General features: G+C 62.5%; 29 protein-coding genes. 15 read left to right on the top strand and 14 right to left on the bottom strand.

Features of this window, described 5'->3' with window-relative positions; all coding sequences use genetic code 11:
* The first annotated feature begins 8 nt into the window (after positions 1–8).
* Positions 9–674, top strand: coding sequence for a tetratricopeptide repeat protein (locus tag B7Y49_RS06255; protein ID WP_374126718.1), 666 nt, complete (start codon positions 9–11; stop codon positions 672–674).
* A 3-nt stretch (positions 675–677) separates the two neighbouring features.
* On the opposite strand, the gene B7Y49_RS06250 is transcribed toward B7Y49_RS06255, so the two are convergent.
* Positions 678–1,148, bottom strand: coding sequence for a TspO/MBR family protein (locus B7Y49_RS06250; RefSeq protein ID WP_374126717.1), 471 nt, complete (start codon positions 1,146–1,148; stop codon positions 678–680).
* Between the two features lie 54 nt (positions 1,149–1,202).
* Between B7Y49_RS06250 and bchI the strand changes: the two genes are divergently transcribed.
* Genes bchI through B7Y49_RS06230 form a run of 4 tightly spaced genes read left to right on the top strand, consistent with a single transcriptional unit; the run spans position 1,203 to position 4,993 of the window.
* A complete protein-coding gene (gene bchI, locus B7Y49_RS06245; protein WP_374126716.1) occupies positions 1,203–2,210 on the top strand; it encodes an ATP-binding protein in 1,008 nt (335 codons plus the stop codon).
* Positions 2,207–3,952, top strand: a complete 1,746-nt coding sequence (locus B7Y49_RS06240; RefSeq protein WP_374126715.1) for a magnesium chelatase subunit D — start codon at positions 2,207–2,209, stop codon at positions 3,950–3,952. Before bchI ends, B7Y49_RS06240 begins: the two co-directional genes overlap by 4 nt.
* Positions 3,942–4,835: an alpha/beta fold hydrolase BchO gene (gene bchO, locus B7Y49_RS06235; RefSeq protein WP_374126714.1), complete on the top strand. Its 894-nt coding sequence runs from the start codon at positions 3,942–3,944 to the stop codon at positions 4,833–4,835. Before B7Y49_RS06240 ends, bchO begins: the two co-directional genes overlap by 11 nt.
* The gene (locus B7Y49_RS06230) at positions 4,832–4,993 is read left to right on the top strand and encodes a hypothetical protein (protein WP_374126713.1); all 162 of its coding nucleotides are present in this window, start codon (positions 4,832–4,834) and stop codon (positions 4,991–4,993) included. Before bchO ends, B7Y49_RS06230 begins: the two co-directional genes overlap by 4 nt.
* A 10-nt stretch (positions 4,994–5,003) precedes the next feature.
* On the opposite strand, the gene B7Y49_RS06225 is transcribed toward B7Y49_RS06230, so the two are convergent.
* Together B7Y49_RS06225 and crtD are read right to left on the bottom strand one after the other, a co-directional pair.
* Positions 5,004–5,744: a hydratase gene (locus tag B7Y49_RS06225; protein ID WP_374126712.1), complete on the bottom strand. Its 741-nt coding sequence runs from the start codon at positions 5,742–5,744 to the stop codon at positions 5,004–5,006.
* A 92-nt stretch (positions 5,745–5,836) separates the two neighbouring features.
* Positions 5,837–7,393: an NAD(P)/FAD-dependent oxidoreductase gene (gene crtD / locus B7Y49_RS06220; protein WP_374126711.1), complete on the bottom strand. Its 1,557-nt coding sequence runs from the start codon at positions 7,391–7,393 to the stop codon at positions 5,837–5,839.
* Positions 7,394–7,466: 73 nt separating this feature from the next.
* Between crtD and B7Y49_RS06215 the strand changes: the two genes are divergently transcribed.
* The 10 genes from B7Y49_RS06215 to pufC all read left to right on the top strand — a co-directional run bounded on the left by B7Y49_RS06215 (position 7,467) and on the right by pufC (position 17,208).
* Complete coding sequence (locus B7Y49_RS06215; protein ID WP_374126710.1) at positions 7,467–8,597, top strand: methyltransferase; 1,131 nt, start codon at positions 7,467–7,469, stop codon at positions 8,595–8,597.
* A 102-nt stretch (positions 8,598–8,699) separates the two neighbouring features.
* Positions 8,700–9,629 (top strand): chlorophyll synthesis pathway protein BchC, encoded by a 930-nt coding sequence (gene bchC / locus B7Y49_RS06210; RefSeq protein WP_374126709.1) that lies wholly within the window; start codon positions 8,700–8,702, stop codon positions 9,627–9,629.
* The gene (locus tag B7Y49_RS06205) at positions 9,626–10,609 is read left to right on the top strand and encodes a chlorophyllide a reductase iron protein subunit X (RefSeq protein WP_374126708.1); all 984 of its coding nucleotides are present in this window, start codon (positions 9,626–9,628) and stop codon (positions 10,607–10,609) included. The genes bchC and B7Y49_RS06205 overlap by 4 nt, the downstream gene beginning before the upstream one ends.
* A gap of 96 nt (positions 10,610–10,705) precedes the next feature.
* Complete coding sequence (gene bchY / locus B7Y49_RS06200) at positions 10,706–12,142, top strand: chlorophyllide a reductase subunit Y (RefSeq protein ID WP_374126748.1); 1,437 nt, start codon at positions 10,706–10,708, stop codon at positions 12,140–12,142.
* Positions 12,139–13,584: a chlorophyllide a reductase subunit Z gene (gene bchZ, locus B7Y49_RS06195; protein WP_374126707.1), complete on the top strand. Its 1,446-nt coding sequence runs from the start codon at positions 12,139–12,141 to the stop codon at positions 13,582–13,584. The genes bchY and bchZ overlap by 4 nt, the downstream gene beginning before the upstream one ends.
* Positions 13,585–13,720: 136 nt before the next feature.
* Positions 13,721–13,945: a light-harvesting protein gene (gene pufB / locus B7Y49_RS06190; protein WP_374126706.1), complete on the top strand. Its 225-nt coding sequence runs from the start codon at positions 13,721–13,723 to the stop codon at positions 13,943–13,945.
* Positions 13,946–13,960: 15 nt separating this feature from the next.
* On the top strand, positions 13,961–14,149 hold the full coding sequence (gene pufA / locus B7Y49_RS06185) for a light-harvesting protein (RefSeq protein ID WP_374126705.1): 189 nt from the start codon (positions 13,961–13,963) through the stop codon (positions 14,147–14,149).
* A gap of 150 nt (positions 14,150–14,299) precedes the next feature.
* On the top strand, positions 14,300–15,124 hold the full coding sequence (gene pufL, locus B7Y49_RS06180; RefSeq protein WP_374126704.1) for a photosynthetic reaction center subunit L: 825 nt from the start codon (positions 14,300–14,302) through the stop codon (positions 15,122–15,124).
* A gap of 12 nt (positions 15,125–15,136) precedes the next feature.
* Positions 15,137–16,111 carry a photosynthetic reaction center subunit M gene (pufM, locus tag B7Y49_RS06175; RefSeq protein WP_374126703.1) on the top strand — a complete coding sequence of 325 codons (975 nt, stop codon included), beginning with the start codon at positions 15,137–15,139 and terminating at the stop codon, positions 16,109–16,111.
* Positions 16,108–17,208: a photosynthetic reaction center cytochrome PufC gene (gene pufC / locus B7Y49_RS06170; protein ID WP_374126702.1), complete on the top strand. Its 1,101-nt coding sequence runs from the start codon at positions 16,108–16,110 to the stop codon at positions 17,206–17,208. The genes pufM and pufC overlap by 4 nt, the downstream gene beginning before the upstream one ends.
* Positions 17,209–17,373: 165 nt before the next feature.
* Here pufC and B7Y49_RS06165 read toward each other — a convergent pair whose 3' ends face one another.
* The 11 genes from B7Y49_RS06165 to bchL are packed head-to-tail and all read right to left on the bottom strand — an operon-like array spanning position 17,374 to position 26,458.
* A complete protein-coding gene (locus tag B7Y49_RS06165; protein ID WP_374126701.1) occupies positions 17,374–18,123 on the bottom strand; it encodes a DUF4336 domain-containing protein in 750 nt (249 codons plus the stop codon).
* Between the two features lie 28 nt (positions 18,124–18,151).
* Complete coding sequence (gene hemA, locus B7Y49_RS06160; protein WP_374126700.1) at positions 18,152–19,372, bottom strand: 5-aminolevulinate synthase; 1,221 nt, start codon at positions 19,370–19,372, stop codon at positions 18,152–18,154.
* Positions 19,373–19,393: 21 nt separating this feature from the next.
* A complete protein-coding gene (gene puhE / locus B7Y49_RS06155) occupies positions 19,394–20,185 on the bottom strand; it encodes a DUF3623 domain-containing protein (protein ID WP_374126699.1) in 792 nt (263 codons plus the stop codon).
* Positions 20,182–21,246, bottom strand: coding sequence for a magnesium-protoporphyrin IX monomethyl ester (oxidative) cyclase (gene acsF / locus B7Y49_RS06150; protein WP_374126698.1), 1,065 nt, complete (start codon positions 21,244–21,246; stop codon positions 20,182–20,184). The genes puhE and acsF overlap by 4 nt, the downstream gene beginning before the upstream one ends.
* Positions 21,243–21,539: a hypothetical protein gene (locus B7Y49_RS06145; RefSeq protein WP_374126697.1), complete on the bottom strand. Its 297-nt coding sequence runs from the start codon at positions 21,537–21,539 to the stop codon at positions 21,243–21,245. The genes acsF and B7Y49_RS06145 overlap by 4 nt, the downstream gene beginning before the upstream one ends.
* On the bottom strand, positions 21,536–22,024 hold the full coding sequence (gene puhC / locus B7Y49_RS06140) for a photosynthetic complex assembly protein PuhC (protein WP_374126696.1): 489 nt from the start codon (positions 22,022–22,024) through the stop codon (positions 21,536–21,538). Before puhC ends, B7Y49_RS06145 begins: the two co-directional genes overlap by 4 nt.
* Positions 22,021–22,674, bottom strand: coding sequence for a photosynthetic complex putative assembly protein PuhB (gene puhB, locus B7Y49_RS06135; RefSeq protein ID WP_374126695.1), 654 nt, complete (start codon positions 22,672–22,674; stop codon positions 22,021–22,023). The genes puhC and puhB overlap by 4 nt, the downstream gene beginning before the upstream one ends.
* Entirely contained in the window at positions 22,671–23,444 is a 774-nt protein-coding gene (gene puhA, locus B7Y49_RS06130) for a photosynthetic reaction center subunit H (protein ID WP_374126694.1), read from the bottom strand. The genes puhB and puhA overlap by 4 nt, the downstream gene beginning before the upstream one ends.
* Before the next feature lie 22 nt (positions 23,445–23,466).
* A complete protein-coding gene (locus tag B7Y49_RS06125) occupies positions 23,467–24,885 on the bottom strand; it encodes a BCD family MFS transporter (RefSeq protein ID WP_374126693.1) in 1,419 nt (472 codons plus the stop codon).
* Positions 24,882–25,571, bottom strand: a complete 690-nt coding sequence (gene bchM, locus B7Y49_RS06120) for a magnesium protoporphyrin IX methyltransferase (RefSeq protein WP_374126692.1) — start codon at positions 25,569–25,571, stop codon at positions 24,882–24,884. The genes B7Y49_RS06125 and bchM overlap by 4 nt, the downstream gene beginning before the upstream one ends.
* Positions 25,568–26,458 carry a ferredoxin:protochlorophyllide reductase (ATP-dependent) iron-sulfur ATP-binding protein gene (bchL, locus tag B7Y49_RS06115; protein ID WP_374126691.1) on the bottom strand — a complete coding sequence of 297 codons (891 nt, stop codon included), beginning with the start codon at positions 26,456–26,458 and terminating at the stop codon, positions 25,568–25,570. The genes bchM and bchL overlap by 4 nt, the downstream gene beginning before the upstream one ends.
* Positions 26,459–26,464 lie beyond the last annotated feature (6 nt).

Raw genomic sequence — 26,464 nt, 5'->3', positions numbered from 1 at the left:
GTTGGGCCATGCTGATCGGGATCGCTCTCGCGGCGGCCGCGCTGCTCTGGCGGCTAGGGGTGCCGCGCGTGTTATGGACGTCGAGCGCTGCGGCGCTTGTGTTCGGCGCGGCCGGTTATGCGCTGCAGGGATCGCCAAGCCTGCCTGCCAGCCCGGCCAAGGGCCAGATCTCGAAACTTGATGTGGCTGCCGACATTGTCGAACTTCGGGGCGCCTTTTTCGGGCGTTTTACCCAGGATGCCGCGTACCAGACAGCGGCTGACGCGATGATCCGCAGCAATGATTCAGCCGCCGCCGTCAAGGTGACATTGGGGGGTATCGACCGTATTCCCAAAAGCGTGCCGCTCTGGACTGAACTTGGCAGCGTGCTCGTCAAGCATGATGGTGGCAATGTTTCTCCAGCCGCGCTGTTTGCATTCCGGCGGGCGATGTTCATCGCACCGCGTCATCCCGGGCCGCCCTTTTTCCTGGGGCTCGGCTATGCTCAGTCGGGCCAGTTGCAAAATGCACGGTTCTGGTGGCGGCGCTCGCTCGAGCTTTCGCCCCCCGGCGCGAGTTACCGCACCGCGATTCAAGAACGGCTGATGCTGCTCGATCAGTTCATCATGATGAGCCAGCAACAGGGCCAGGGTGGTGCTCCAGCAATGCCGCCCGCTACGGCGCCTGCGCCTTAGGCGCTAGGCAAATGGCCTATTGAGCCGAACGATCGCCCAGTTAAGCCAGGCAGCAAAGCTGACCCAGAGCAGATAAGGCACGATCAACAGGCTGGCGAAGGACGAGATCGGCCAGATCAGCGCCACCAGCAGCACCAGTGATACCCAAAGGAACACGACCTCCACCAGCGCCCAATCGGGCCGCTGCGCGCGGAAGAACAGCGGGCTCCATAAGAAATGGCAGACTGCGTTGGTTGAATAGAGGCACAGCACGCGGCTGCGTTCCCAATTCTGGTCGGCGGCATACCAAGCGGTGATCGCCGACCAGGCGGCAAGCCCCAATATGATCGTCCAGGCAGGGCCGAACAGCCAATCGGGGGGCTGCAGACTTGGTTTTTTCAGGTTGCGATACCAAGGGCCGATCGGGGTCATCAGCCCGCCAGCTGCCCCGAGAAAAACGGCGCCGCCAATGCCCACGATTACGGGTGTTTCCATGTTGTTCCGCCTAGCCCGTCTTGTGGAGTGTCAAACAACTGGTACACGCAAAGGATGCGAGCGTCCTTCCCATTCTCCGCCATCGTCGGCCAAGACGAAATGAAATTAGCCCTGCTGATCGCCGCGATTGATGCGCGGATCGGGGGCGTGATGGTGTTCGGTGATCGCGGCACCGGCAAATCGACTGCGGTGCGTGCACTGGCTGCCTTGTTGCCGCCGATGCCGGTTGTTCCCGGCTGCCGTTATGGCTGCGTACCCGGCCAGGCGGTTTGCCCGACGCCCGAAACGCACCGACCCGGCAAAGCGAGTGCGCCAGTACCGTTCGTCGATCTGCCGCTGGGGGCGACCGAGGACCGCGTCGTGGGGGCGCTCGATCTCGAAAAGGCGCTTGGCCACGGCGAGAAGGCTTTTGAGCCGGGGCTGCTCGCCCGCGCGCATCGCGGCTTTTTGTACATCGATGAAATCAACCTGCTCGAGGATCATATCGTCGATCTGCTGCTCGACGTGGCAGCATCGGGTGAAAATGTCGTCGAGCGCGAGGGGTTGAGCGTGCGACACGCGGCGCGCTTCGTGCTTGTCGGGAGCGGTAACCCCGAAGAGGGCGAGCTTCGTCCGCAGTTACTCGATCGGTTCGGGCTATCGGTGGAGGTGCGGACCCCGCAGGACCTGAAGCAGCGCGTCGAAATCCTGAAGCGATGCGATGCTTATGAACGCACGCCCGACAGCTTTGCCAAGGAATGGGTGAAGGCCGAGCGCAAGACGCTGAAGCGGATCGCCAAGGGCAAGGAATTGCTTGCCGAGGTGGTGGTGCCCGATGCCGTGCTGACCCGCGCGTCCGAACTGTGCATCGCGGTGGGCGCGGATGGCTTGCGCGGCGAATTGACGCTGATGCGGTCGGCACGTGCGCTGGCGGCGCTGGAGGGCGATGTGCAGGTGACCGAGACGCATCTGAAGCGCGTCGCCCCGCTGGCGCTCCGCCACCGGCTGCGCCGCAATGTGCTCGACGAAACCGGATCGACCGCGCGGATCGAGCGGGCGATGGAAACCATGTTCGCGGCATGAGTGAAACGGGCGATACGCCGCCCCCCATGCAATCCGATATCTGGTCGGATGCGCTGCTGGCGGCGCGGCTATGCGCGATTGATCCCTCGCTCGGCGGGCTGGTGCTGCGTAGCGGCGGCGAAGCGCGCGATGCGGTGATCGCAGCGCTGGTCGACGGGCTCGGGTCGGGTGTGCCGGTGCGGCGACTGCCGTCGCATATCGATGATGAGCGGCTGTTGGGCGGGCTTGATCTAGGCGCGACGCTGTCGACCGGTCGCGCGGTATCGCGGGTCGGCTTGCTGGCGGAGGCCGATGGCGGCGTCGTGATCGTGCCGATGGCCGAGCGGATGGCGACCAGCACCGCCGCCCCGATCGCCGCTGCGCTCGATACGGGCGAAGTGATTGCCGAACGGGAAGGGATGGCGCTGCGGTCCCCAGCGCGGTTCACGATCGTCCTACTCGATGACGGGGTGGAGCCGGATGAGCGCCCGCCGGTGGCACTCGCCGAGCGGGTGGCGTTCTGGTTTGATTTTGGGGACGTGCGGCCACTTCAATTACTTGATTCTCACGCGGCGACGACGATTATCGGGGAGGTAAACGCCCCTTCCGGGGATGTCCTTGACGCCATCGCCGCCACCACACTGGCACTCGGCATCGACTCCGCCCGCGCACCCAATTTCGCCCTGCGCGCCGCCCGTGCGGCGGCCATCCTCGCCGGGCGCAGCGCGATCACCGAAGATGACGTGATGATTGCCGCCCGGCTGGTGCTCGGCCCGCGGGCCACGCGGATGCCTGCACCGCCCGAGGCCGAACCCGAGGGCGAAGCGCCCGAACCGCCACCACCACCGCCGCCCGAGTCGGAAACGAGCGAGCAGGAAAGCGGCGATCCGCAGCCGCTGGAGGATGTGGTTCTCGAAGCCGTGCTCGCCTCCCTGCCCAAGGACGTGCTCGCGCAAATCGCGGCAGGCGGGCAGCGGCGTGGGCCGCAAGGGCGGGGGCAGGGCAAGGGCGCGAAGCAGAAGTCCGCCACGCGTGGTCGCCCGGTCGGGGTGCGTGCCGGTATCCCGCGCGGCGGGCTTCGGCTCAGCCTGATTGATACGCTACGATCGGCGGCGCCCTGGCAGCGCGTGCGCGGCGCAGAGGCTGGCCGGGTCAGCATCCGCCGCGACGATCTGCGAATCCGCCGGTTCGAAAAAAAGATGGAGGCGACGACGATCTTCGCCGTCGACGCGTCGGGATCATCGGCGCTGGCGCGGCTTGCCGAGGCGAAGGGCGCGGTCGAGCTGTTGCTGGCGGAGGCCTATGTGAAGCGCGCGCAGGTGGCGCTAGTGGCATTTCGCGGCACGGTGGCGGAATTGATTTTGCCGCCGACTCGCTCGCTGGCGCGCGCCCGCAAGTCGCTCGGGGCCTTGCCCGGTGGTGGTGGCACGCCGCTCGCTTCGGGCCTGAATGCCGCGCGCGAGCTCGCTGAGGCTGCTCGTAAACGTGGACGAACGCCGTTTCTGGTGATCCTGACCGATGGCAGGGCGAATATCTGCTCGAAGGGTACGATGGTGGGCCAGGCCGCCGAGGATGATGCCGAGGCTGCCGCCAAGGCGATTGGCCTGTCGGGCATCGGCAGCGCATTCGTCGATATCTCTCCGCGCCCCCGGCCAGAGGGTGCAAAGCTGGCCGCGATCATGGGCGCGCGCTATCTGCCCTTGCCACGCGCCGATGCCCGGGCGATGCACGCCGCCGTCAAGGGAGCGCAACATGCTGACTGATCGCGCGCGCTGGGATGTCGAGGGGCGTGACTGGCCCAACCGGGCGCAGAGCCGGTTCGTCGCGACCGACCGGGTCAAATGGCATGTCCAGGTGATGGGCAGCGGGCCGGTGATCCTGCTGATCCACGGCACTGGTGCTGCAACGCATAGCTGGCGTGAACTGATGCCGGTGCTGGCGGCGCATTTCACCGTCGTGGCTCCCGATATGCCGGGGCATGGCTTCACTGTCGGTCGACCCCTGGGTGGCTTGTCGATGGGCGCGATGGCGCGGGCGGCGGGTGCGTTGCTTGCCGAACTGCAACTCGAGCCTGCGCTCATCATTGGCCATTCCGCGGGGGCGGCAATCGCGGCGCGGATGGTACTCGACGGGCTTGTAGCGCCGACGGGGGTAATCGGCCTGAATGCTGCGCTTCAGCCTTTTCCCGGGCTTGCCGCCAAGATGTTTCCCACGCTTGCCCGGATGCTGTTCGTCAACCCTTTTGCGCCGCACATCTTCGCCGGCATCGCCCGCCAGCGCGGTGAGGCGGGGCGGTTCCTCGCGCGCAGCACGGGGTCAAAGATCGATGCAGCGGGGGCTGACTTCTATGGTCGGCTGTTCGCCACGCCCGCCCATTGCGCGGGAGCGATTACCATGATGGCCGACTGGGACCTCGAGTCGCTGGCGCGCGATTTGCCGCGCCTGTCGGTGCCGTTGCTGCTGGTGCATGGCGATGACGATGCGGCGATCCCGCTGGCGAGCGCTCAGGCTGCCGTTGCACAGGTGACCGGCGCACAGATCATCAGCTTGCCGGGATTGGGGCATCTGGCGCATGAAGAGCAGCCGGGGGCGATCGCTGATCGGATCATCGGGTTTGCGCGGGCAATAGGGGTGATGGCAGCATGATCGGCGACAATATCGGATTACTCGAAATGGGCCTGGTGCTGGGGCTGACGCTAGTCTTCCTGGTCTACCACTATTGGTCGACTGGCCGCTCGATCGCCCGCGACAAAGCTGCGCGGGAGCGCGCCGCGAACAACGCCCCGAGCGACCCGCAGCAATAAGGTAACTGCCTTAACAGATCGCGCGGGGCATCCTGAAGGGCAGCATCGCTTGCACGATCGGCGAGCGGAACCGCCCCAGCGACAGGCTTTCATGCACCGCGTGCACGTCTTCTCCGAATAGCCGCGTTGAAAGGGCAGAGCGCGCATAAAAGGGCGCATCGACCCACGTCTTGGTCACCTTTGGCCGGAAATCGGCATCGGCGCGAGTCAGCCGATCGACCAGCCAGCCCGATCGCGGCAGCTTGGCGGCAGGCGGTTGCATCACATCATGCCAACGGCCCTGACGATCCATCTTCAATGCGAGATCAAACGGGGTGCCGTCACGGCGCGTGCCTTCGTACAGCACCGCGACATCGTTCTTCAGGTGCGCGCGCGACCAGTGCCAGTCGTTGAAGCCTTCCTCCAGCGCTTCCTCACCGAAGTTCGAATCGAAATAGCCGCTGCCGTTCCAGCTGATTTCGGGATTGTTCATCGTCACTTCCACGCGCGCGCGCGGGGCCACGGGATGCCAGCGATGCTTGCCGGCATTGTCGAGGTGGAAACCGGTCGTCCCGATCATGTCGGGATAGACGCGCACCTGCCCGCGCACCGGATAGGGAAGCGGTGCCGATGTTTCGTTGATGTCGATGAGCAGCGAATTGCCGTCCCAATGCAGCCCGCTAGGTCCGACGATGAAGTTGTCCGCATCGCGGCGGACGCGGTGCCAGGGGCGTTCGGTCATCGCCCACGCATTGCCGCGCGGGCCGTTCATCGACACGTTGATCGAACAGTGATTGGCCGGGCTGTGGCGGCCGCTGAGCTTGTAATAGGGTGAAAAGACGCTGCCGATGAAAGCGATGATGGTCAGACCGAAGCGGCCGTCGTCGCTGCAGGCGTCGATGTACCACCAGGCATAGCCCTGCGCATCGACTTCGACGTCGAAGCGAGGTCCTTGAGCAGAATATCGACGGCTAATCCGCCGCTGAGGGCTGCCATCGGCACGCCGGCGCCCGGGTGGGTGCTCCCGCCCGCGCAATAGATACCAGGGATCGCTGTCCGGGCGCCCTGCCGGCGGAAGGACGCCGCCCATCCGTGCGAGGCCCGTCCATAAAGGGCTCCACCCGTCGAGGGAAACAGGCTCTCGAACGTTGCCGGAGTCGACAGCACCGTTGCCGATGGCGGAAGCTCCAGCGTAAGGCCCGCTCGCTCCGTAATCTGCAGCATCCGCGATTGGCATTGATTGATCTCCGCTTCGGTAAATCCGGGCCCGTCGCCATTGGCGGGGGCATTGACGAGAATTTGCAGGCGTTCGCGCCCGTCCGGCCCCACGCCGCGATCGTCGCGGTCCTGCGCGCAGATATAGACGGTGGGAACGGAGGGCATGCGGCCGGCCGCCAGATCGACGAACTCGGCTTCGTAATCGTTGGAAAAAAACACATTATGGTGTGCCAGCGGAAAGCCGCTGGTGGTGGTGTGGGCGGTCCACACCATGGCGCCGAACGATCGCTCAGACGGGGTCATGCCCGCCACAGCGCTGCTCACCGCTGCTCCGAACCGTCCCTCGGCAATCGCCGCCGGATCGGCGTTGCAGATGATCGTCGGCGCGGTCAGGCGCTCGCCACTGGCGAGGACCACGCCCGCAGCGTGACCCTGTTCGACCAAAATCTCGCGGACGGGCTCGCCATAGCGATAGCGCGCGCCATTGGCCTTGCCGATTGCTTCCAGCCCGCGGGCAAGCGCGTGCATCCCCCCGTCGACCAGCCAAACACCGCGCGCCTCGACATGTGCAATCAGCATCAATGTGCCGGGGCATTGAAAGGGGGAGGAGCCGCAATAGGTCGAATAGCGCCCGAACAGCTGGCGCAGACGCGGATCAGCGAAATAATCACCAAGCGCGCCCCATAAGGTCTGGAAGGGGCGGGTGGTGAGAAGGTCAGCGGGGTTGGCCTTGCCCATTTCCCAGGCCAGCCGCACCGGGCCTGCGCGCTGGCTGCGCAGGAAGGGCTTTTGCAGCGAGGTGAAGATTTGCTTCGCTTCCGCACAGAACCGGCGATAGCCATCCGCTGCATCGGCACCGGCGAATTCGGCGATTGCTGCTTCGCTTTTAGCGCGATCGGCGAAGAGATCGAGCCGATCATCACCCCAGGCATGGCGCGCTAGCGTGGTGCTCGGGGTAAGCTTGACGTGATCGTCGAGCGACGCGCCGCAGCGATCGAAAATTTCTTCGAACACCTCACGCATGGTGAATACGGTTGGACCACCGTCTACTAGTGCACCACCCGAATCGACCTGGCGCATCTTGCCGCCCGGAGCATTCGCCGCTTCGATGACCGTCACATCCAAGCCGCGCGCAGAGAGCAGGGCTGCACTGGTCAACCCTCCCACGCCGGCCCCGATGACGATTACCTTTTCGCGCTGCATTCCGGCCTTTCCAGCGTTGAGCAAGTCGATGGCAATTGACGCCCCCTGCTCAACCGTCCAACTAATTGGACATATGAAACCGTCCACAACCAAAGACAATAGCTCTTGGCGGGAACGCTGGGTCGCCGCGCGCAACCGGGTGCTTGCCGATCCGGGTTTTCAGCATTTTGCGGCTCGCTTTTTTCTTACTCGACCGATCGTGCGCAGCAAGGCGCGCACGATGTTCAATCTGGTCGCGGGCTTCACCTATTCGCAGGTGATTGCGGCGTGCATCGAGGTGAAACTGCTCGACCTGCTGGCCGATGGCGCGCGCGATCTGGACGATATCGCCGTGCAGATCGACATGCCGCGCGAGGCTGCCGACCGATTGCTGCGCGCCGCTGCCTCGATCGGGCTGGTCGAGCGACTCGGCGCGGAGCGATGGGCACTGGGTGGGGACGGCGCAGCACTGCGCGGCAACCGCGGCATTGCCGAAATGGTGGCGCATCACCGGCTGCTTTATGCTGATCTCGCCGATCCGGTGGCACTGCTGCGGCGCGGGGCGGGGGGTGGCCAGCTGTCCAATTACTGGACCTATGCCGAATCGGTTGGGCAGGGGGAGGGGCATGAGGTTGCCGCCTATTCCGGGCTGATGGCGGCATCGCAGCCGCTGATCGCGACTCATGTGATCGACAGCTATGATTTTACGCGGCACCGCCGGATGCTCGATGTGGGCGGCGGGCAGGGGGCATTCATCGCCGCTGTTGCCGCGCGGGTGCCGGCGATCACGCTTGGGCTGTTCGATCTGCCAGCCGTGGGCGAGCGCGCCCGCATCGCACTGGATGCCGCGGGATATGGGCCGCGCGTGACGATTCACGGTGGCAACTTCCTCGATGATGCGCTGCCCGGAGGGCATGATCTGATCACCTTGATCCGCGTGCTGCACGATCATGACGATGCACCGGCACTGCAATTGCTGCGCAACATTCGCGCGGCGCTGCCGCCTGGCGGACGTCTGCTGATCGCTGAACCTATGGCCGAAACGCCGGGCGCGGAGCCCGCTGGCGACGGCTATTTCGGCATGTATCTCTGGGCGATGGGGTCAGGCCGGCCGCGCAGCATGAAAGAGATCGCATCGATGCTGAAGGCGGCCGGGTTCAGCGCTACCAAGCGCGTCCCGACACCCTTGCCGCTGACGGTGAGTGCGATTGTGGCGGAAGCTTGACGGCAAAGCGTCCAGAACAGTTGACAATAAAAAGTGTCCATATAGGATGACACAAGAGGCGAAGAATCCCTTCAAGCATTGGGATCGCCGGGGGAGTGAACGTTGGAAACGCTGGCCGTCATTTTGGAAGCTCCGGAAACGCTATCACTGCGTTCCATGGCGCTGAATCCGATGGCACCGGGCGATTTGCTCGTGGAAGTCGCCTGGAGCGGGATCAGCGCGGGTACCGAAAAACTGCTATGGTCGGGCCGGATGCCGGCTTTCCCGGGCATGGGCTATCCGCTGGTGCCGGGATACGAATCGGTTGGCCGCGTCGTCGACGCAGGGGCTGAGGCGCATTCGCGAATCGGTGAGTGGGTTTTTGTCCCGGGGGCCAATTGCTACACCCATGCACGCGGGCTTTTCGGCGGGACGGCACGGCGGGTGATCCTGCCTGCGGCCCGCGCCATGCCGGTCGACGAATCGCTGGGCGAAGCGGGTATTCTGATTGCGCTTGCTGCCACCGCCTATCACGCGATCGTCGGTGGGCAGGCGCCCGATCTGATTGTCGGTCACGGCATATTGGGCCGCTTGATCGCACGGATTGTCGTCGCGGTCGGTGCGCCGCCACCGACGGTGTGGGAAACCGCCGCCGCGCGCCGGGTGGGTGACTTCGGCTACCGGGTGATCGATCCATCGGAAGATGATCGCAAAGACTATAAGACGATCTGTGATGCCAGCGGTGCCGGGAGCATCCTGGACACACTGATCGGTCGGCTTGCCAAGGGTGGTGAGGTGGTGCTCGCGGGCTTCTACGACAAGCTGACTTTTTCCTTTCCGCCCGCCTTCATGCGTGAAGCGCGGCTGCGGATATCAACCGAGTTTGTCATCGAGGATCTGCGGGCGACCGCGGCGTTGGTCGATGGCGGTGCACTGAGCTTGAAGGGTCTGGTGAGCCATGTGCGGCCAGCTGGTGAGGCCGTTGAAGCCTATCCCGCCGCCTTTGGCGACCCGGAATGCCTGAAAATGGTTCTCGACTGGAGAAGCGAATGACGATGCTTGATGTCGATGCCCTGCGCAATGAAGCGTCGCAGGAGCCCGATCCGGTTCATACCGGTGAAGTGACCAAGGAAACTCAGATCATTGCGATCTATGGTAAGGGTGGATCGGGCAAGTCCTTCGCCCTCGCCAATCTGAGCTACATGATGGCGCAGCAGGGCAAGCGCGTTCTGCTGATTGGTTGTGACCCGAAAAGCGATACGACCAGCTTGTTGTTCGGCGGCAAATCGACCCCGACGATCATAGAGACGAGTTCGAAGAAGAAGCTGGCGGGCGAAGAAATCGGCATCGAGGATGTCTGCTTCCAGCGCGATGGTGTTTTCGCGATGGAGTTGGGCGGGCCCGAAGTCGGTCGCGGCTGCGGCGGTCGCGGGATCATCCACGGTTTCGAAACGCTTGAAAAGCTTGGCTTCCATGAATGGGGCTTCGATTACGTCCTGCTCGATTTCCTGGGTGACGTGGTGTGCGGCGGCTTCGGCCTGCCGATTGCGCGCGACATGTGCCAGAAGGTGATCGTCGTCGCGTCAAACGATCTCCAGTCACTCTATGTTGCCAACAACGTCTGCAAGGCGGTCGAATATTTCCGCAAAATGGGCGGCAATGTCGGCGTGGCGGGCATGATCCTGAACAAGGATGACGGCACGGGCGAAGCGAATGCGTTTGCCGAAGCGGTAGGCATTCCCGTGCTCTGCGCAATCCCGGCAAACGAGGATATCCGCAAGAAGAGCGCGAATTACCAGATCATCGGCAAGCCCGGTGGCCAATGGGCAAGCCTGTTCGAAGAACTTGCGATCAATGTGGCCGAAGCGCCACCGCTGCGCCCTGCGCCGCTCGATCAGGACGGGTTGCTCAACCTGTTCAGCGCCGATGTGACGGGGGCTGATTTCACGCTCAAGCCTGCAACCCAGGCCGATATGCGCGGCGTCGACTTCGTCGTGAAGCCCTCCCTTGAAATCGTTTACGACACGGTCTGATCAGTGGATCTGGAAAACCCTTCCCGCGAGACTGATCGCATCGACCTCAGCGCTCCCGAAGCGCAGGGCGCTGGTTGCCATGCGGGTGCCGAGACGATGCATGAGGCAGCGTCAAAGGCTGGTAAATCGGAAATTCTAGAGCGTTATGCGGCGGACTATCCCAAGGGCCCGCATGATCAGCCCCAATCGATGTGCCCTGCCTTCGGATCGCTGCGGGTAGGCCTGCGGATGCGCCGCACAGCGACCGTCCTCTCGGGTTCGGCCTGCTGCGTATACGGCCTGACCTTCACGTCGCACTTCTATGGCGCACGCCGCACCGTCGGCTATGTGCCCTTTTCGTCGGAGACGCTCGTCACTGGCAAGTTGTTCGAGGACATCCGCGACGCGGTCCACGATCTCGCCGACCCCGCGCTGTACGACACGATTATCGTCACCAATCTCTGCGTGCCAACCGCGTCTGGCGTGCCGCTGCAATTGCTGCCTGACCAGATCAACGGCGTCCGCGTGATTGGCATCGACGTCCCCGGCTTCGGCGTACCGACGCATGCCGAAGCGAAGGATGTGCTGGCAGGCGCAATGCTCAACTATGCGCGCAAGGAGGCCGAGCTTGGCCCCGTTGCCGCGCCCAAAGAACGACCGGACCGGCCGACGGTGACTCTCCTTGGCGAGATGTTCCCGGCCGACCCGCCAGGCATCGGCATTATGCTGGAGCCGCTGGGCCTTGCGGCAGGCCCGGTCGTACCGACGCGTGAATGGCGCGAGCTCTATTCGGCACTCGACTGCGCCGTCGTTGCGGCCATCCACCCCTTCTACACTGCCAGCGTGCGTGAATTCGAAGCGGCAGGCCGTTCGGTCGTTGGTTCCGCGCCGGTTGGGCGTGATGGCACTGCGGCTTGGCTCGATGCGATCGGGGCAGCTTGCGGCATCGCGCAGGACAAGATCGACGCCTCCAAGAACAAGTTCCTGCCCGCGATTACCGGTGCGCTGGCCGCGCGCCCGATCAAGGGTCGGATAACCGTTTCGGGCTATGAGGGCAGCGAACTGCTCGTTGCGCGACTGTTGATTGAAAGCGGCGCCGACGTGCCCTATGTCGGCACGGCCTGCCCCCGCACCCGCTGGTCGGACCCGGACCGCGAATGGCTGGAGGCGCATGGCTGCCGCGTTCAATACCGCGCCAGCCTTGAGCAGGACATTGCGGCGATCCACGAATATGGGCCCGATCTCGCGATCGGCACAACGCCCGTCGTCCAGCACGCGAAGCAGAAATCGATCCCCTCGCTTTACTTCACCAACCTGATTTCCGCGCGGCCGCTCATGGGGCCGGCGGGGGCAGGCAGCCTGGCGATGGTCGTCAACGCCGCGATGGCGAATCAGGCGCGGATGGACAAGATGAGCGCGTTCTTCGACGGCGTCGGCACGGGGCACACCGCCGGCATTTGGGAAACGACGCCCGAAGATCGCCCAGACTTCAAGGCGAAGTACGCTGCCAAGCGCATCGCGGCCGCGAAGGCCGAGGAGCATATCGGCACATGACGCTTGTTCTCGATCATGACCGCGCGGGCGGTTACTGGGGCGCGGTTTATGCGTTCACCGCGATCAAGGGACTTCAGGTCATCATCGATGGCCCGGTGGGCTGCGAGAATCTGCCTGTCACCTCGGTGTTGCATTACACCGACGGACTTCCCCCACACGAGCTGCCGATCGTTGTCACTGGCCTTGGCGAGCAAGAGCTTGGCCGCGACGGCACTGAGGGCGCGATGAAACGGGCTTGGAAGACGCTCGATCCTGATCTGCCCGCTGTGGTGGTGACGGGATCGATCGCCGAAATGATCGGCGGCGGCGTGACGCCCGAGGGCACCAACATCCAACGCTTCCTGCCGCGCACGATCGACGAGGATCAGTGGCAATCGGGCGACCGCGCCCTGACCTGGCTGTGGACGCAATTCGGGCCGAAAAAGGTGCCGAGCCTGAAGGAACTGCGCGAAGGTGAGAAGCCACGCGTCAACATCATCGGGCCAATGTACGGCACCTTTAACATGCCGTCCGACCTCGCCGAAATCCGTCGATTGATCGAAGGGATTGGCGCGCAGATCAATATGGTCTTCCCGCTCGGTAGTCACTTGGCGGACGTCAAGAAACTCGCCAACGCGCATGTGAATGTGTGCATGTACCGCGAATTCGGTCGCGGTCTGTGCGAGGCGCTTGAGCGCCCCTATCTGCAGGCGCCGATCGGGCTGGAAAGCACGACCCTGTTCCTGCGCAAGCTGGGTGAGTTGACCGGTCTCGATCCAGAGCCGTTTATCGAGCAGGAAAAGCACACCACCATTAAGCCGCTCTGGGATTTGTGGCGGTCAGTGACGCAGGATTTCTTTGCGACGGCCAGCTTTGCGGTGGTCGCAACGGAAACCTACGAACGCGGCATCCGCAATTTCCTCGAAAACGACATGGGGTTGCCCTGCAACTTCTCCTATCGCCGCACCGCCGGGGTGAAGCCCGATAATGCCGCCGTGCTTGAATCGATCCGTACCAATCCGCCGCTGATCATGTTCGGCAGCTATAATGAGCGGATGTACCTGGCGGAGACGGGCGCACGCAGCATTTACGTGCCAGTATCGTTCCCAGGCGCTGCAATCCGCCGTCATACCGGTACGCCGTACATGGGCTATGCGGGCGCGACCTACCTCATCCAGGAAGTGTGCAACGCGCTGTTCGATGCGCTGTTCAACATCATCCCACTCGCCGCCCAACTCGACCAGGTCGAAGCGACGCCGGCGCGAATGGAACGCGAGCTGATGTGGGAAGATGAAGCCAAGGTCGAGCTCGACGCGGTCGTCGAGCGCGAACCGGTGCTGGTCCGCATTTCCGCCGCCAAGCGCATCCGCGATGCCGCCGAACGCGGTGCACGCCGCGCGGGCGAAGCCAAAGTTACCGCCGAGCGCCTGGCGCTCGCGATTACCGAAAGCAGGGGTGCATGATCGCCTTGCCCAGCCATTCCCGCTTGATGCGGGTCAACCAATCTTCGTGGTGCTTCGCGCTGCGTGGATGCCGCCGGGGGACGCGTGCCGCGCGCCTGATCTCGTCGGGTCGAACGAAGATGAAGGAACGAACGAAATGAGCGACGAAAGACTGGGGCCGGGCACCTACCTGACGCCCGACGAAGCGAAGGAATTCCACAAGCTGTTCGTGGTCAGCATGGGGTTCTTCACCATTGTGGCCATCATTGCCCACTTCCTCGTTTGGCAGTGGCGGCCATGGTTCCCGGGCACGGCTGGCTATGAAGCCACCGCAGCGCTCGTGGTGCCGGTTGAAGCGCCGATCCACTCGGCCAACGTATAAAAAGGAGACTATGCCATGTGGAGAATGTGGGTAACTTTTGATCCGCGCAGGGTCCTGACAGCGCTGGCAGTGTTTCTGTTCACGCTCGCGATCCTGATTCACTTCATCCTGCTGAGCACCAATCGCTACAATTGGCTCGAAGCACCCAATCCGCCTGCAGCTGCAGCTGCAGCGGCAGTGACTCCGGCAGCGCCGGCGTCCTGATCAGACCTGCAGTGACAACTCGTTTGTCACGTTGTTGACAGTCGAGGCGGACGTGACCTGATTGGCGTGAAAAGCGCCCAGGTCCGTCCAGTCCTCGACCACCTAATTCATGCCATCCCGCCGCATACCGACGGGTGAAGGAGCTGTTCCATGGCACTCTTGAGCTTTGAGCGGAAATATCGCGTAAGGGGAGGCACGCTGGTTGGCGGGGACCTTTTCGATTTTTGGATCGGCCCTTTCTATGTCGGTTTTTTCGGCGTCACGACGGCGTTCTTCGCCAGTCTTGGTACTGCACTGATCCTGTACGGCGCATCCCTGGGTCCAACATGGAACCCGTGGTTGATTAGCATCGCGCCACCTGACCTGAGTTACGGGCTGAGCCTGGCGCCGTTGAAGGCAGGCGGTTTGTGGCAGATTATCACGATCTGCGCGATCGGTGCGTTCGTCTCCTGGGCATTGCGCGAAGTTGAAATCTGCCGGAAACTGGGCATGGGCTATCACGTCCCGATTGCCTTTGGTTTCGCGATTTTCGCCTATGTCAGTCTGGTCGTGATCCGGCCGATGCTGCTGGGCGCCTGGGGGCATGGCTTCCCTTATGGGATCTTCAGCCATCTCGATTGGGTGTCGAACACCGGCTACCAATATCTCCATTTCCATTACAATCCGGCACACATGATCGCTGTGAGCTTCTTCTTCACGACGACGCTCGCACTCGCGCTTCATGGTGGCCTGGTGCTGTCCGCGGTGAACCCGCAAAAGGGCGAAGACGTAAAGTCGCCCGAATATGAAGACGCCTTTTTCCGCGATACGATCGGTTACTCGGTCGGCACGCTCGGCATTCACCGTGTCGGCTTGTTTCTCGCGCTTTCGGCGGGCTTCTGGAGCGCCATCTGCATTATCATCAGCGGCCCGCTTTGGACGCGCGGCTGGCCTGAATGGTGGACGTGGTGGCTCAACCTGCCGATCTGGGCTTAAGGAGCGCGCAACATGGCGACCTATCAAAATATCTTTACACAGGTTCAGCTGCGCGCTGCCCCCGAAATGGGGCCGCCGACAAATGATCCGCACGAAACCCGCACGAATGCCGGTGGCTTCTTCTACTGGCTGGGCAAGATCGGCAACGCGCAGATCGGCCCGATCTACCTGGGCTGGCTCGGGTCGATCTCGCTGGTCCTGGGGTTGATTGCCTTTGAGATCATCGGGCTCAACATGCTGGCCTCGGTTGGTTGGAACCCGATCCAGTTCGTCCGCCAGCTGTTCTGGCTGTCGCTCGAACCGCCGGCACCAAAATATGGCTTCTCTCCATTCGTGCCGCTGCATGAAGGCGGCTGGTTCATCCTGACCGGTCTGTTCTTCTCGGCATCGGTATTGCTCTGGTGGGCACGCACCTATCGCCGGGCACTGGCATTGGGCATGGGCACGCATGTGTCCTGGGCGTTCCTCAGCGCGATCTGGCTGATGCTCGTTCTTGGCTTTATCCGGCCGATGCTGATGGGCAGCTGGTCAGAAGCAGTGCCTTACGGCATCTTCCCGCACCTTGATTGGACTGCCGCATTCTCGATCCGCTACGGCAACCTCTTCTACAATCCGTTCCACGCGCTCTCGATCGCCTTCCTCTACGGGTCGACGCTTCTGTTCGCGATGCACGGCGCCACCATCCTGGCCGTTGGTCGGTATGGCGGTGAACGCGAAATCGAGCAAATTACCGATCGTGGTACGGCATCCGAACGCGCAGCGCTCTTCTGGCGCTGGACGATGGGGTTCAACGCCACGATGGAATCGATCCACCGCTGGGCCTGGTGGTTTGCGGTGCTGACGACGCTCACGGGCGGTATCGGCATCCTGCTGACGGGCACCGTTGTTGATAACTGGTATCTCTGGGCTCAACAGAATGGCTATGCGCCATCCTATCCCAGCACCGGGGTCATCGATCCAGCAACTCTGCCGGGAGCACCGCAATGATCCGCGTCGCCACCATAACCAAATCGGTCCTTGCTGGATCGCTCATGCTGGTCCTTTCGGGCTGCGAATTCGGCCCGAAAAAGATCGAACAGACGGGATATCGGGGCACCGGTGGTGCGCAAATCATCAAGGCCAGCCGGATTACCCCGCAGGACGTCCCGGCACCGCCCTATGATTTGCCGGAAGATGGCGGACCGCTGGCCAGCGAAACCTACCAGAACGTCAAGGTCTTGGGGAATGTGAGCTCCGAACGGTTCAACCATCTGATGGCGGCGATTACCCAGTGGGTCGCGCCGCCAGAGGCTGGTTGCAACTATTGCCACAACCCGAACAACATGGCTTCGGACGAGGTCTATACCAAGGTCGTCGCCCGCAAAATGTTGCAGATGACGATCAACATCAATGCGAACTGGAAACCGCACGTCAAGGAAACCGGCGTCACGTGCTATACGTGCCACCGCGGCAATGCGGTGCCAAAGAATGTGTGGGCCAGAGCAGACGCACCGGAAGGTTCGACGCGGTCGATGAGCAATCGCCACGGTCAGGGCAAGCCGGTTGACGCCAATGCATTCAGCTCACTGCCCTATGATCCCTTCACCACCTATCTGGGTGCCAAGAACAACATCCGCGTGCAGTCCGCAGCGGCGTTGCGGGGCGGTACACCGGGCGCATCGATTGCCCGGACCGAAAAAACCTATGCGTTGATGATGCACATGTCATCGGCGTTGAATGTCAACTGCACCTATTGCCATAACACTGACTCATTCTCGAGCTGGAGCAATAGCCGGCCGCAGCGTGTTGGTGCTTGGTACGGCATCCGGATGGTTGGTGAGATCAACAACAAGTACATCTCATCGCTCGCCTCGGTCTTCCCTGCCAATCGCAAGGGGCCTTATGGTGATGTGCTGAAGACCAACTGTACGACGTGCCATCAGGGCCTGGCCAAGCCACTGGGTGGTGTCAGCATGATCGCGGACTACCCAGCGCTGACAGGGGCACCAATGGCGATGCCGGCAGCGCCAGCAACCGAACCGACCGAAGCGACGCCAGTGGCGGCCGCGGATGGCAATACGGCGCTGCCCACCGCAGCGCAGTAATCGATAGCGGCGCGCGGTGATCCGCGCGCCATTTCGGGTGGCTGGTCTCAGCTGGGATAATTGAATGACGAAAACGCCCTGCCTATCGATCAGATAGGCAGGGCGTTTTGTTTATGGGGAACGCGTTCGATCCGGTTGCGGGCTAAAGAACGCCTGGACCTTCCGCTATCGGCTTCTTGCCCAGGCAAAGGCAGTAGCCAGCTCCTCTTGGACATTATGATCATAGCATTTGCCGTGTGACAGGATGATCCGAGCCGGGTTCCAGGCCGCCATCTGGACAGCTGCCGCGCGGATCACAGCATGATGCTTCCGAGCCGCGTGGCGGACATCCATCGATGTGGTCCCGCGCGGCCCGGTTGCGCCGCCGATTTGGAGGACGAGTCGGTTGAAGCGCCCGCCGATCCGGCTCGCTTCAAAATTCTGCATCAGATCAGTGACGATCAATGTTCGCGCGTGGCGATGGAAGAATACGGCCTCCGTAAAGCTGCCTGCCCGCACCAGAAGCTGGTCGATCTCACTTGCCCAGGCCATTGGCGCAGTATCATCGAGCAGGCTGTGCGCCGGCAGCGTGGCTGTCAGCTTGGGCGCAAGGTCGGGGGAGACATGACATGCGGCCTCGGGAAAAGCAGCTGCCCAGGCAGCGATGTGGCAATAATGAAAGCTGTTGGGGGCGACGATCCACGCCACCGTTCCAAGCGCTGCCACCTGCTCGCCGAGCGCGCCTGTATAGGCGGTCGGTGAGTGCAGCCACAGCTGGCCATCGGCCAGTTGAACGATCGTCATGCGGGTGGGGCAGGGGAGCGTCAGTCCGGCAAATCGATAGGCGACTTCCGGTCCATCGACAGTCCAGATCCTGTCGGCGATGCGCTGTGGGGTTAATTGCGGCTCATAGGGCCTGTAACCGGGGTCGCTCATGCCAAAGCAACCCCGGCTCTAAAGTGGATCAGGCAGCCATAGCGCGGCGAGCGAGTTCGCACTGCGACCAGATTTCGGAAAGAGCAGTTACCAGGCGATCGATATCGCCATCGGTGTGTACGGGCGACGGGGTAATCCGTAGCCGCTCGGTGCCTACCGGAACCGTTGGATAGTTGATTGGCTGAACATAGATGCCGTGCTTTTCCAGCAGCCAATCGCTGATCATTTTGCACTTGTGGGCATCGCCCACCATCACCGGGATGATATGGCTGGGGTTGTCGAGCGTCGGGATACCGGTTGCGTCAAGACGACGGCGGACCTGCGCAACGCGCTCCTGATGGCGATCGCGCTCGACCTGGCTATCCTTCAGATGGCGGATGCTGGCGCAGGCACCAGCAGCAATCGCTGGCGGCAGCGCGGTGGAGAAGATGAATCCGCTGGCAAAGCTGCGGACGAAATCGCAGAGGTTCTTCGACGCAGCGATATAGCCGCCCATCACGCCGAACGCCTTGCCAAGTGTGCCCTCGATCACATCGATCCGGTCCATCAGGCCTTCGCGTTCGGCAATGCCGCCGCCGCGCGGACCGTAAAGGCCAACAGCGTGGACTTCATCGATGTATGACAGCGCGCCGTGCTTCTCGCAGACGTCGAGGATCTCGGCGATCGGGCCGATGTCGCCGTCCATCGAATAAACGCTCTCAAAGGCGACCAGCTTTGGCCGGCCGGGTTCGACCATGCTCAGCAAGCGATCGAGATCGGCCGGGTCGCTGTGTTTGAAGCGGTGGCACTCGGCGCGGCTGTGACGCATGCCTTCGATCATCGAGGCATGGTTTAGCGCGTCCGAAAAAATCACGCAATTCGGCAGTCGCGATGCGAGCGTCGAGAGCGCTGCCCAGTTCGAGACATAGCCCGAGGTGAACAGTAAGGCTGCTTCCTTGCCATGCAGATCGGCAAGTTCATTCTCAAGCTGCACATGGTGATGATTGGTGCCGGAGATGTTGCGCGTGCCCCCAGCACCTGCGCCACAACTGTCCAGCGTCTCGTGCATCGCGTTCAGCACTTTGGGATGCTGGCCCATGCCCAGATAGTCGTTCGAGCACCAGACGGTAACGTCCTTCACACCGTCGTCGGTGTAGTGCTTGGCGTGCGGGAAGGCACCGGCCTTGCGCTCGAGCTCTGCGAAGACGCGGTAGCGACCGTCGTCCTTGAGCGTATCGAGCTCCGACTGGAAAAATGCCTCGTAATTCATGAAACGACCCTCCCCGAAATTCTATTCGATTGTGGCGGCCTTCGCCGCGGTTGGCGGCGTCGGCTTAGACGCAGAAGCCCAGCGCCACATCTTCGCATCGCGAACCGGCAGGACCAGGAATATATGCTCCACAAGGCCCAGCGCCGCAAGTCCGGCGAGCAATGTGGCGGTAACGGCAGGCCCACTATTGGTAGGGGCAGCTTCAGCGCTCATCCATGCCCAAATGGCGACGGCGGCACAGCCCGCGACCGAAAAGGGATAGAGCATGCTGATCGATTTCGCGCCAAAATAGGTTTTCAGATACGCTAGATGCGCGGGAAAAATCTCGTCGCTTAAATTGGGCACGCCAAAAAACAGGTTCAATTTGGCACTGAGGCGCAGGCCGAACAGCAAGGCGAAAGTGAGCGGCGCAGCCTGATTGGGCTGGCCCCAAGTGATGGCGACGAGCACCAGCAGGTTGGTGGCGATCGCGATTTCGTGATGAATGACGGTTGATGTAGCCAGTTTGAAACGTTCCCAGCCCTCGGCGCCCGGCGGGCAGGGTGTGCGCAGCGGCCCTGCGACAAACCCCATCAGGAACCCCATTTCGTGCCAGCCCCAGATCAGGATCGCAGCAGCAAAGGCAACATAGGCACCTTCCCAGCTGGTATCGGCACCATAAGCGTACACCACGCCCATCGCGATCACCGCGACCAGTCCGGCGATCCGGTGGCTGGTTTTGAAGGTGTGCTGCGGGCGGCTATCGAGCCAGACGACAGCGCCTGTCCCGATGAACCACATCAGCAATGCGAAAAAGAGTGGCGGAATTGTCACCAGGCCGGCACCAGCCGAACATTGGCCGGCAACGCGTTCTTCTGCACGGGATGGAAGTAGAGCCGCGCAAAGTTGACGCCTGCTATGGCGACATGCCCGATCTGCTTAATCTTGCCGATGATGCCGCCCTGCGCTTTTGCCGCGTCGATCGCCAATGCGGTTTTGCGCATCCGCTCCAACCCGGCGCGGAAGGCCGGGCTGTCAGTGTCGAGCGTCATCGGGAACACCTGCTTGGTGATCTCCGAACAAACGCGGAAGACTTGGAAATCATAATCTTTGGGATCGATTCCCAGCGCCTTGTGGAATTGCGGGCGATTGTGGTCACGAACGTACATCGTCGCATAGACCGCCACGAGGAAGAAGCGGATCCAGAGCTTGTTGGCACCGGTCAGCAGCTTGGGATCGTTCCGCATCAGCAGCGCGAAGGCTTCGCCATGGCGGAACTCGTCGTTGCACCATTCCTCGAACCAATTGAAGATCGGGTGGAAGCGCAGCTCGGGGTGGCGCGCAAGGTGCCGGAAGATCGTGATGTAGCGCGCATAACCGATCTTTTCGGACAGATAGGTCGCGTAGAAAATGAACTTTGGCCGGAAATAGGTGTATTTCTTGGTTTTGGTCAGGAAGCTCAGGTCCACGCCGATCCCGGCATCCTTCAGCGTATCGTTGATGAAACCGGCATGGCGGCTTTCATCGCGGCTCATCAGCCGGAACAGCTGCTTGATATCGGGGTTCTTCGCGCGCTTCTGGATTTCGGCATACAGGATGCAGCCCGAGAATTCGGCCGTCAGTGAGCTCACCAGGAAATCGATGAATTCTTCGCGCAAGCCATCGGGCAGGCTCTCGATAACGCCGTCGAACTGGTTGGTCCGCTTGAAATGCAGCTTGTTGGGATCGGCAACCATTTCCGCGATCAGCTTGTCCCATTCGGCGCGAACCGGGGTTACGTCAATCTTGTCCATCGCGACATAATCGGTGGTGTAGAAACGCGGGGACAGCACGGTGTTTTCGCGCGCGATCGCCATCGTGTCGGGTGCGGCCTTGATCGGGGTAATGGCGTTCATGCGGTCCTCCGCGGCAGGAAACTGACTTCGTAGAGTTCGGTCATCTCGAAGTGACCGGCGAACTTCGTCCAGAGGCGTTCGAATGCGTTCGCGCGCTCTACCGTGGCAATACGGTCAAACGTCGCACTTTCGCCAAAGCCGATCACGATCGGATCGCCGTGCACCAACACCTTGTCGCCAGGATGGATGGCGATGCCACCGTCCAGTTCGACGTGGGCATGGAAATGCTCATGGCTGTTTTCAATCTCGATCCGGCAGGGTGTATCGAACCGGGTACGCGAAAGGGAAATCACCGAGGAGTCTCCGGGCGGGTGAGGAGATCGTAGAACGTCGCCCGATTGGTCGTGCCGAACGCGTTGAGTTCAATTGAACGCCCCGTAACGGTATCCGTCAATGACAATTCACCATCTTTCCACAGCGTCAGATCGAACGGTGGCTTCGAATCGATACCCTGCATCCGCCGCTCGCGGGCCAGGCCGCGCATGACGCCGCGAATGAAGCCGCTGTTCGTGCCGGGTTCGAGCAGCAAGGCAGTGCCACCGGTGCCAACATCCTCAATGATCACGGCCCCGTCCGCCCGATCGCTGAACCGCAATTTGCGGGTTGCGACTGGCGCAACCTTTGTGGCTTCGCGCATCAGGACCGGTGATGCGGATGGCGGGATCTGCGCGATGCGCGCGATGCTCGTCACCGTGATCGCCGATACCACTAGCAGGCCCGCCATCATCAGCGCGCCTTTGGGAACATCAACATGATGGGAATGCGGGGCGCTGGTCATGCGGCGACTGCCTGATCTTCCGCCTTGTTGCGGCGGGTTGCGGTTTCGATAGGAACCACGCGGCCGTCGGTCTGGATCGACAGACATGCGCGGGCGAGCAATGTGGCGACTGCATCAACATCGGGCACGGCGCGCAGCATTGGCTGGGGTACGGTATAGTGCCAGGCGCGGGCATGTGGCCACAGCGCCGCATAGCCGAGCCGCTGTTCGCTGGTCAGCTTGATCGCGAGATCGCCGGTGCCGTGGGTGCGGTGGCGCAGATCAACATTGCCGATAATGTTGAGCGGCAGGTTGATGCATTTGGGCAGCGCCACGCCGAAACGCATCACAATGCGGCGATCGGTTAGTGTGTAGATCGTCGACCGTGCAACCGCCCAGGCAAGCAGGTGGAGCAAGGCAACGCCAATCACTGCTCCTCCCACCGTGAGGCCGACCCCGGCAAGATCGGATGGCGCCTCAACCCCGCGCCATACCGCCGCACCCAGCGCGAACGCCGTCAGCGCAGCGAAATAGGCCGATACTGTCCCGGTATGAAACGCCGTCCGGGCAAGGACGCGCCAGTTTGGCGCGCCCTGCCAGATCATCGTTTCGCCCTTGGGCAGAAAGCCTGGCAGACCGGGGACCGGCTCATTCTCATATTCCGTCATCATATCAGCGGCTCCGAGCGATCAGGCGTAGCATAGAGGTAGCCGCCACCGAAATAGGCCTGAACGCGTTCTTCTTCGTACATCGTGATCACGCCCGTGCCCTCGATGGCAGGGGCATCGGCGAATTGCGCGGCGGTGATGGCAGTCGTTGTCACCGACTGGCCGGCGCGGCTGACCGAGGCGACAAACATCGGCATCAACACCTGGCGACCGCCGGTGGTGTCGACCTGCACATAGCGGATCAGGCGATCGGCCTTGTCGACCCAAACGTCGCTGACCGTGCCTGCTTTGCGGCCATCACAGCCGACGACGGTGTAGCCGCGTGGATCGGCATCCTGCCGCGCGATCGTGAAGCCGTGTGCTGCGCTGATCGGTACGATACGCGGATGGCCTTCCCAGTCGAGATCGGGACGCTTGGCGCGTTCGGCAAAGGCGGCTGGGCCGACGCCGTCGACCAGCGGGTTACCGGTCGGCTCGATCGGCGCCCCTGCAAACCAATCCGACTTGCGTGCACCGGGAACCTGCAACGGCTCGCGGCCCTTGGTCGGTGCGCTCACCGTGCCATGGCCGAAGGGCAGCTTGAAGAACTTGGTGGGGGCGGTGAGGATCAGCCCGCCTTCGCCTTCCAAGCGGCCGGTGAGTTCATGCTCAAGCGGATAGCCCTCGCGCCGATCTTCGCGGCGCAGGTAGATCACCAGGCCAAGGAAGAAGATGAAAAAGGCATCGAGCACAATCAGTGCGATATCGATTCCTTGGGTGACTTGGAGGTTCATGGGAATTTCCTTCACATATCCGTCAAATGGGGAATTCGGTGAGGCCGAAGCGCGACGTCTGCGCCTTGTCTCTCCCGCGAACCAGCGGCCCCAGTGCCACCAGAGTCGCCAACAACAACACAATTTCCACAGCGTACACAAAGCCATAGCCAGTGGTCGGTGCCGCCAGCGTTGGGCCAAGATCGCGCGCGACCGCCGCCGCCGAGATCAGATCGCGCGCGAACGCGCCGATTGCGATGGCGAGACCCGCACAGGTTGCCTGAACGGCGCCCCAGGCGCCAAGCGCGAGGCCTGCATGGTCTTCGTCCGAAAGCGCCATGGCGGCAGTCAGCGTGCCGACCGAGAACATCCCGGCACCAAAGCCGATCGCCGCGGCACCCATCGCCAGCAGCGGAGGGGAACCGATCGGGCCGGCGAACAGCACCATCATGAAAGCAAAAATACCGGCGACGCCGCCGAAGCCGGCCAAGCGATGCGGTTCCGCACCGCGGCTGAGCTGGCGTCCTGCCAGCGAAAAGCCGGTCAGCATGCCCATCGCCCATAGCGCCGTCAGTGACGTCGTCGCGCCGACGGAAAGTCCGAGAATCTGGCCACCATAGGGTTCCAACAGTACATCCTGCATGCTGAAAGCGGCCGAGCCGAGCCCGACCGCGACCAGCAGCCGCATCGTCTTTGGCCGGGCAATGAAGATCGCCCAAGCCCGGTTGAATGAGGGGCGGGGGGCGGTGGAGCTGGTCGCCGCGCGGTTGCGGGCTTCCTGCTTCCACAGCGCAATCACGTTCAGCACCACGGTCATCACCGAGACGGTGGAGACGATCTGCACCAGCCGCGTCGCTGAGAAATCGACAAGCAACTGGCCGATCACCAGCGCGCTGATCATCATACCGACGAGCAGCATGACATAGAGCAGCGCAACGACACGCGGGCGGGTTTCGTCGGTGGCGAGATCAGTGGCGAGCGCCAGCCCGGCGGTCTGGGTGGTGTGCATTCCGGCGCCGATGAACAGGAACGCGAGTGCCGCGGCAATTTGACCGCTAAGCGCCGACCCCTGGCCACCGCCGGACATCACCAGCAGCGCGAAGGGCAGGATCGCGAAGCCGCCGAACTGCAGCAAAGTGCCGAACCAGATATAGGGCACGCGCTTCCATCCGAGTACCGAGCGGTGATGATCGGACTTGAAGCCGATCAGCGCGCGGAGCGGTGCGAACAGCAGCGGGAGCGAAACCATCGCCGCAACGACTGAGCCTGACATGCCGAGCTCGACGATCATCACGCGGTTGAGCGTGCCGGTAAGCAGTACAGCTGCCATGCCGACCGAAACCTGGAACAGCGACAGCCGCAGCAACCGGCTCAGCGGCAAATCCTTGCTCGCCGCATCGGCAAAGGGCAGGAATTTCGTGCCTGCCGTCATCCAGAACTTGGTCGTCGCAGCAGGCTTCATCCCAGCAGCACCTCCAGGGCGTGGCTGGTGTAGAACCCACCCGAAACCTTGCGATCGCGGCCAAGCGTCGCTGTCGGGACGGCGTTCTTGATCAGCGTGCGGAGCAGGCGTTCGCGCACCGGGATGATCGCGGGTGAGCGATCACTGCGCGGGAACAACCGCCCCATGCCAAGCGCGACCATCAGCAATGGTGTCTGCGGGGCAAAGGTGAACACCATCGATCCCCGGGTACGGTCAGACAGGCCGCGGATCACCTCGACAATATCGAACGCCTTGTAATGAATGAGCGAGTCCATGGCGACGACATGATCGAAGCTGCCAAGCGTCGGATCGAGCATGTCACCTACGCGCCAATCGATCGTCAGTCCTTGCGGTGCCCGTTTCCGGGCGATTTCAACCAGGCTGCCCGCCACATCGATCGCAACGACCTCCGCTCCGCGCTGCGCCGCTTCCACCGCCAGCGCGCCGGTGCCGCAACCGGCATCGAGCAGCCTTAAGCCCGTCATGTCGGCGGGCAACCACGACAGCAACGTATCGCGCATTTCATTACGACCGGCGCGCACGGTCGCCCGCACCCCGCTGACCGGCGCGTCGCTGGTCAGCTGTTCCCAGGCCTTGCTCGCGGTTTTGTCGAAATAGGTTTCGAGCTTGCCGCGATAGTCAGAATAGGTCGCCGTCTGCGTCATTCGAACCCCAGAAATTCAAAGATCTCGCGATCCTTCATCGGCATTGCTTCGAGCGCATCGGTGCCCGCCCAGAGTTGGGCAGCAAGCCGTTTATATTCGAGACAGGCGGCATCGACGGCCGGCGACGATGGCATTTCGAAAAGCGTGCATTTCTTCAGGCGGCTGCGGCGAATCTCATCGAGATCGGGGAAATGCGCGAGGCGCTTCAGCCCGGTCGCCTCATTGAAACGGTCAATCTCATCGGTTGCCGCCGAACGGTTGGCGATCACGCCCGCCATCCGGACGTCGTAATTCTTCGACTTCGCCTTAATGGCGGCGACGATGCGGTTCATTGCAAAGATGCTGTCGAAATCATTGGCAGCAACCACCACGGCGCGCTCGGCATGTTGCAACGGCGCCGCAAAGCCACCGCACACCACATCGCCAAGCACGTCGAAGATGACGACATCGGTTTCTTCGAGCAGATGATGCTGTTTGAGCAATTTCACCGTCTGGCCGACGACATAACCGCCGCAACCCGTGCCTGCGGGCGGACCGCCAGCCTCGACGCACATCACGCCGTTAAAGCCTTCAAACATGTAATCTTCCGGCCGGAGTTCCTCGGCGTGGAAATTCACCGTTTCGAGCACGTCGATGACGGTCGGCATCAGCTTCTTGGTCAGCGTGAAGGTGCTGTCATGCTTGGGATCGCAGCCGATCTGCAGCACGCGCTTGCCAAGCAGCGATAGCGCGGCGGACAGGTTCGACGACGTTGTCGATTTGCCGATGCCGCCCTTGCCGTAAATGGCGAAGACCTTTGCATTGCCGATGCGATCGGCGGGATCCATGCGGACCTGAACGGAGCCTTCGCCATCGGTGCCGCGGACTGGTGGGTCGAGTAGAGCCATGTGTGT

This window comes from Sphingomonas sp. 28-62-11 (assembly GCF_002278865.1).
Classification (GTDB): Bacteria; Pseudomonadota; Alphaproteobacteria; order Sphingomonadales; family Sphingomonadaceae; genus Sphingomonas.
This window is presented reverse-complemented; position numbering and strand designations above follow the sequence as displayed.

Coding starts and splice junctions, on each gene's coding strand:
- B7Y49_RS06255 (WP_374126718.1), top strand. CDS start 9: ATGCTGATCGGGATCGCTCTCGCGGCGGCCGCGCTGCTCTGGCGGCTA.
- B7Y49_RS06250 (WP_374126717.1), bottom strand. CDS start 1,148: ATGGAAACACCCGTAATCGTGGGCATTGGCGGCGCCGTTTTTCTCGGG.
- bchI (WP_374126716.1), top strand. CDS start 1,203: ATGCGAGCGTCCTTCCCATTCTCCGCCATCGTCGGCCAAGACGAAATG.
- B7Y49_RS06240 (WP_374126715.1), top strand. CDS start 2,207: ATGAGTGAAACGGGCGATACGCCGCCCCCCATGCAATCCGATATCTGG.
- bchO (WP_374126714.1), top strand. CDS start 3,942: ATGCTGACTGATCGCGCGCGCTGGGATGTCGAGGGGCGTGACTGGCCC.
- B7Y49_RS06230 (WP_374126713.1), top strand. CDS start 4,832: ATGATCGGCGACAATATCGGATTACTCGAAATGGGCCTGGTGCTGGGG.
- B7Y49_RS06225 (WP_374126712.1), bottom strand. CDS start 5,744: ATGAACGGCCCGCGCGGCAATGCGTGGGCGATGACCGAACGCCCCTGG.
- crtD (WP_374126711.1), bottom strand. CDS start 7,393: ATGCAGCGCGAAAAGGTAATCGTCATCGGGGCCGGCGTGGGAGGGTTG.
- B7Y49_RS06215 (WP_374126710.1), top strand. CDS start 7,467: ATGAAACCGTCCACAACCAAAGACAATAGCTCTTGGCGGGAACGCTGG.
- B7Y49_RS06205 (WP_374126708.1), top strand. CDS start 9,626: ATGACGATGCTTGATGTCGATGCCCTGCGCAATGAAGCGTCGCAGGAG.
- bchY (WP_374126748.1), top strand. CDS start 10,706: ATGCATGAGGCAGCGTCAAAGGCTGGTAAATCGGAAATTCTAGAGCGT.
- bchZ (WP_374126707.1), top strand. CDS start 12,139: ATGACGCTTGTTCTCGATCATGACCGCGCGGGCGGTTACTGGGGCGCG.
- pufB (WP_374126706.1), top strand. CDS start 13,721: ATGAGCGACGAAAGACTGGGGCCGGGCACCTACCTGACGCCCGACGAA.
- pufA (WP_374126705.1), top strand. CDS start 13,961: ATGTGGAGAATGTGGGTAACTTTTGATCCGCGCAGGGTCCTGACAGCG.
- pufL (WP_374126704.1), top strand. CDS start 14,300: ATGGCACTCTTGAGCTTTGAGCGGAAATATCGCGTAAGGGGAGGCACG.
- pufM (WP_374126703.1), top strand. CDS start 15,137: ATGGCGACCTATCAAAATATCTTTACACAGGTTCAGCTGCGCGCTGCC.
- pufC (WP_374126702.1), top strand. CDS start 16,108: ATGATCCGCGTCGCCACCATAACCAAATCGGTCCTTGCTGGATCGCTC.
- B7Y49_RS06165 (WP_374126701.1), bottom strand. CDS start 18,123: ATGAGCGACCCCGGTTACAGGCCCTATGAGCCGCAATTAACCCCACAG.
- hemA (WP_374126700.1), bottom strand. CDS start 19,372: ATGAATTACGAGGCATTTTTCCAGTCGGAGCTCGATACGCTCAAGGAC.
- acsF (WP_374126698.1), bottom strand. CDS start 21,246: ATGAACGCCATTACCCCGATCAAGGCCGCACCCGACACGATGGCGATC.
- puhC (WP_374126696.1), bottom strand. CDS start 22,024: ATGACCAGCGCCCCGCATTCCCATCATGTTGATGTTCCCAAAGGCGCG.
- puhB (WP_374126695.1), bottom strand. CDS start 22,674: ATGATGACGGAATATGAGAATGAGCCGGTCCCCGGTCTGCCAGGCTTT.
- puhA (WP_374126694.1), bottom strand. CDS start 23,444: ATGAACCTCCAAGTCACCCAAGGAATCGATATCGCACTGATTGTGCTC.
- B7Y49_RS06125 (WP_374126693.1), bottom strand. CDS start 24,885: ATGAAGCCTGCTGCGACGACCAAGTTCTGGATGACGGCAGGCACGAAA.
- bchM (WP_374126692.1), bottom strand. CDS start 25,571: ATGACGCAGACGGCGACCTATTCTGACTATCGCGGCAAGCTCGAAACC.
- bchL (WP_374126691.1), bottom strand. CDS start 26,458: ATGGCTCTACTCGACCCACCAGTCCGCGGCACCGATGGCGAAGGCTCC.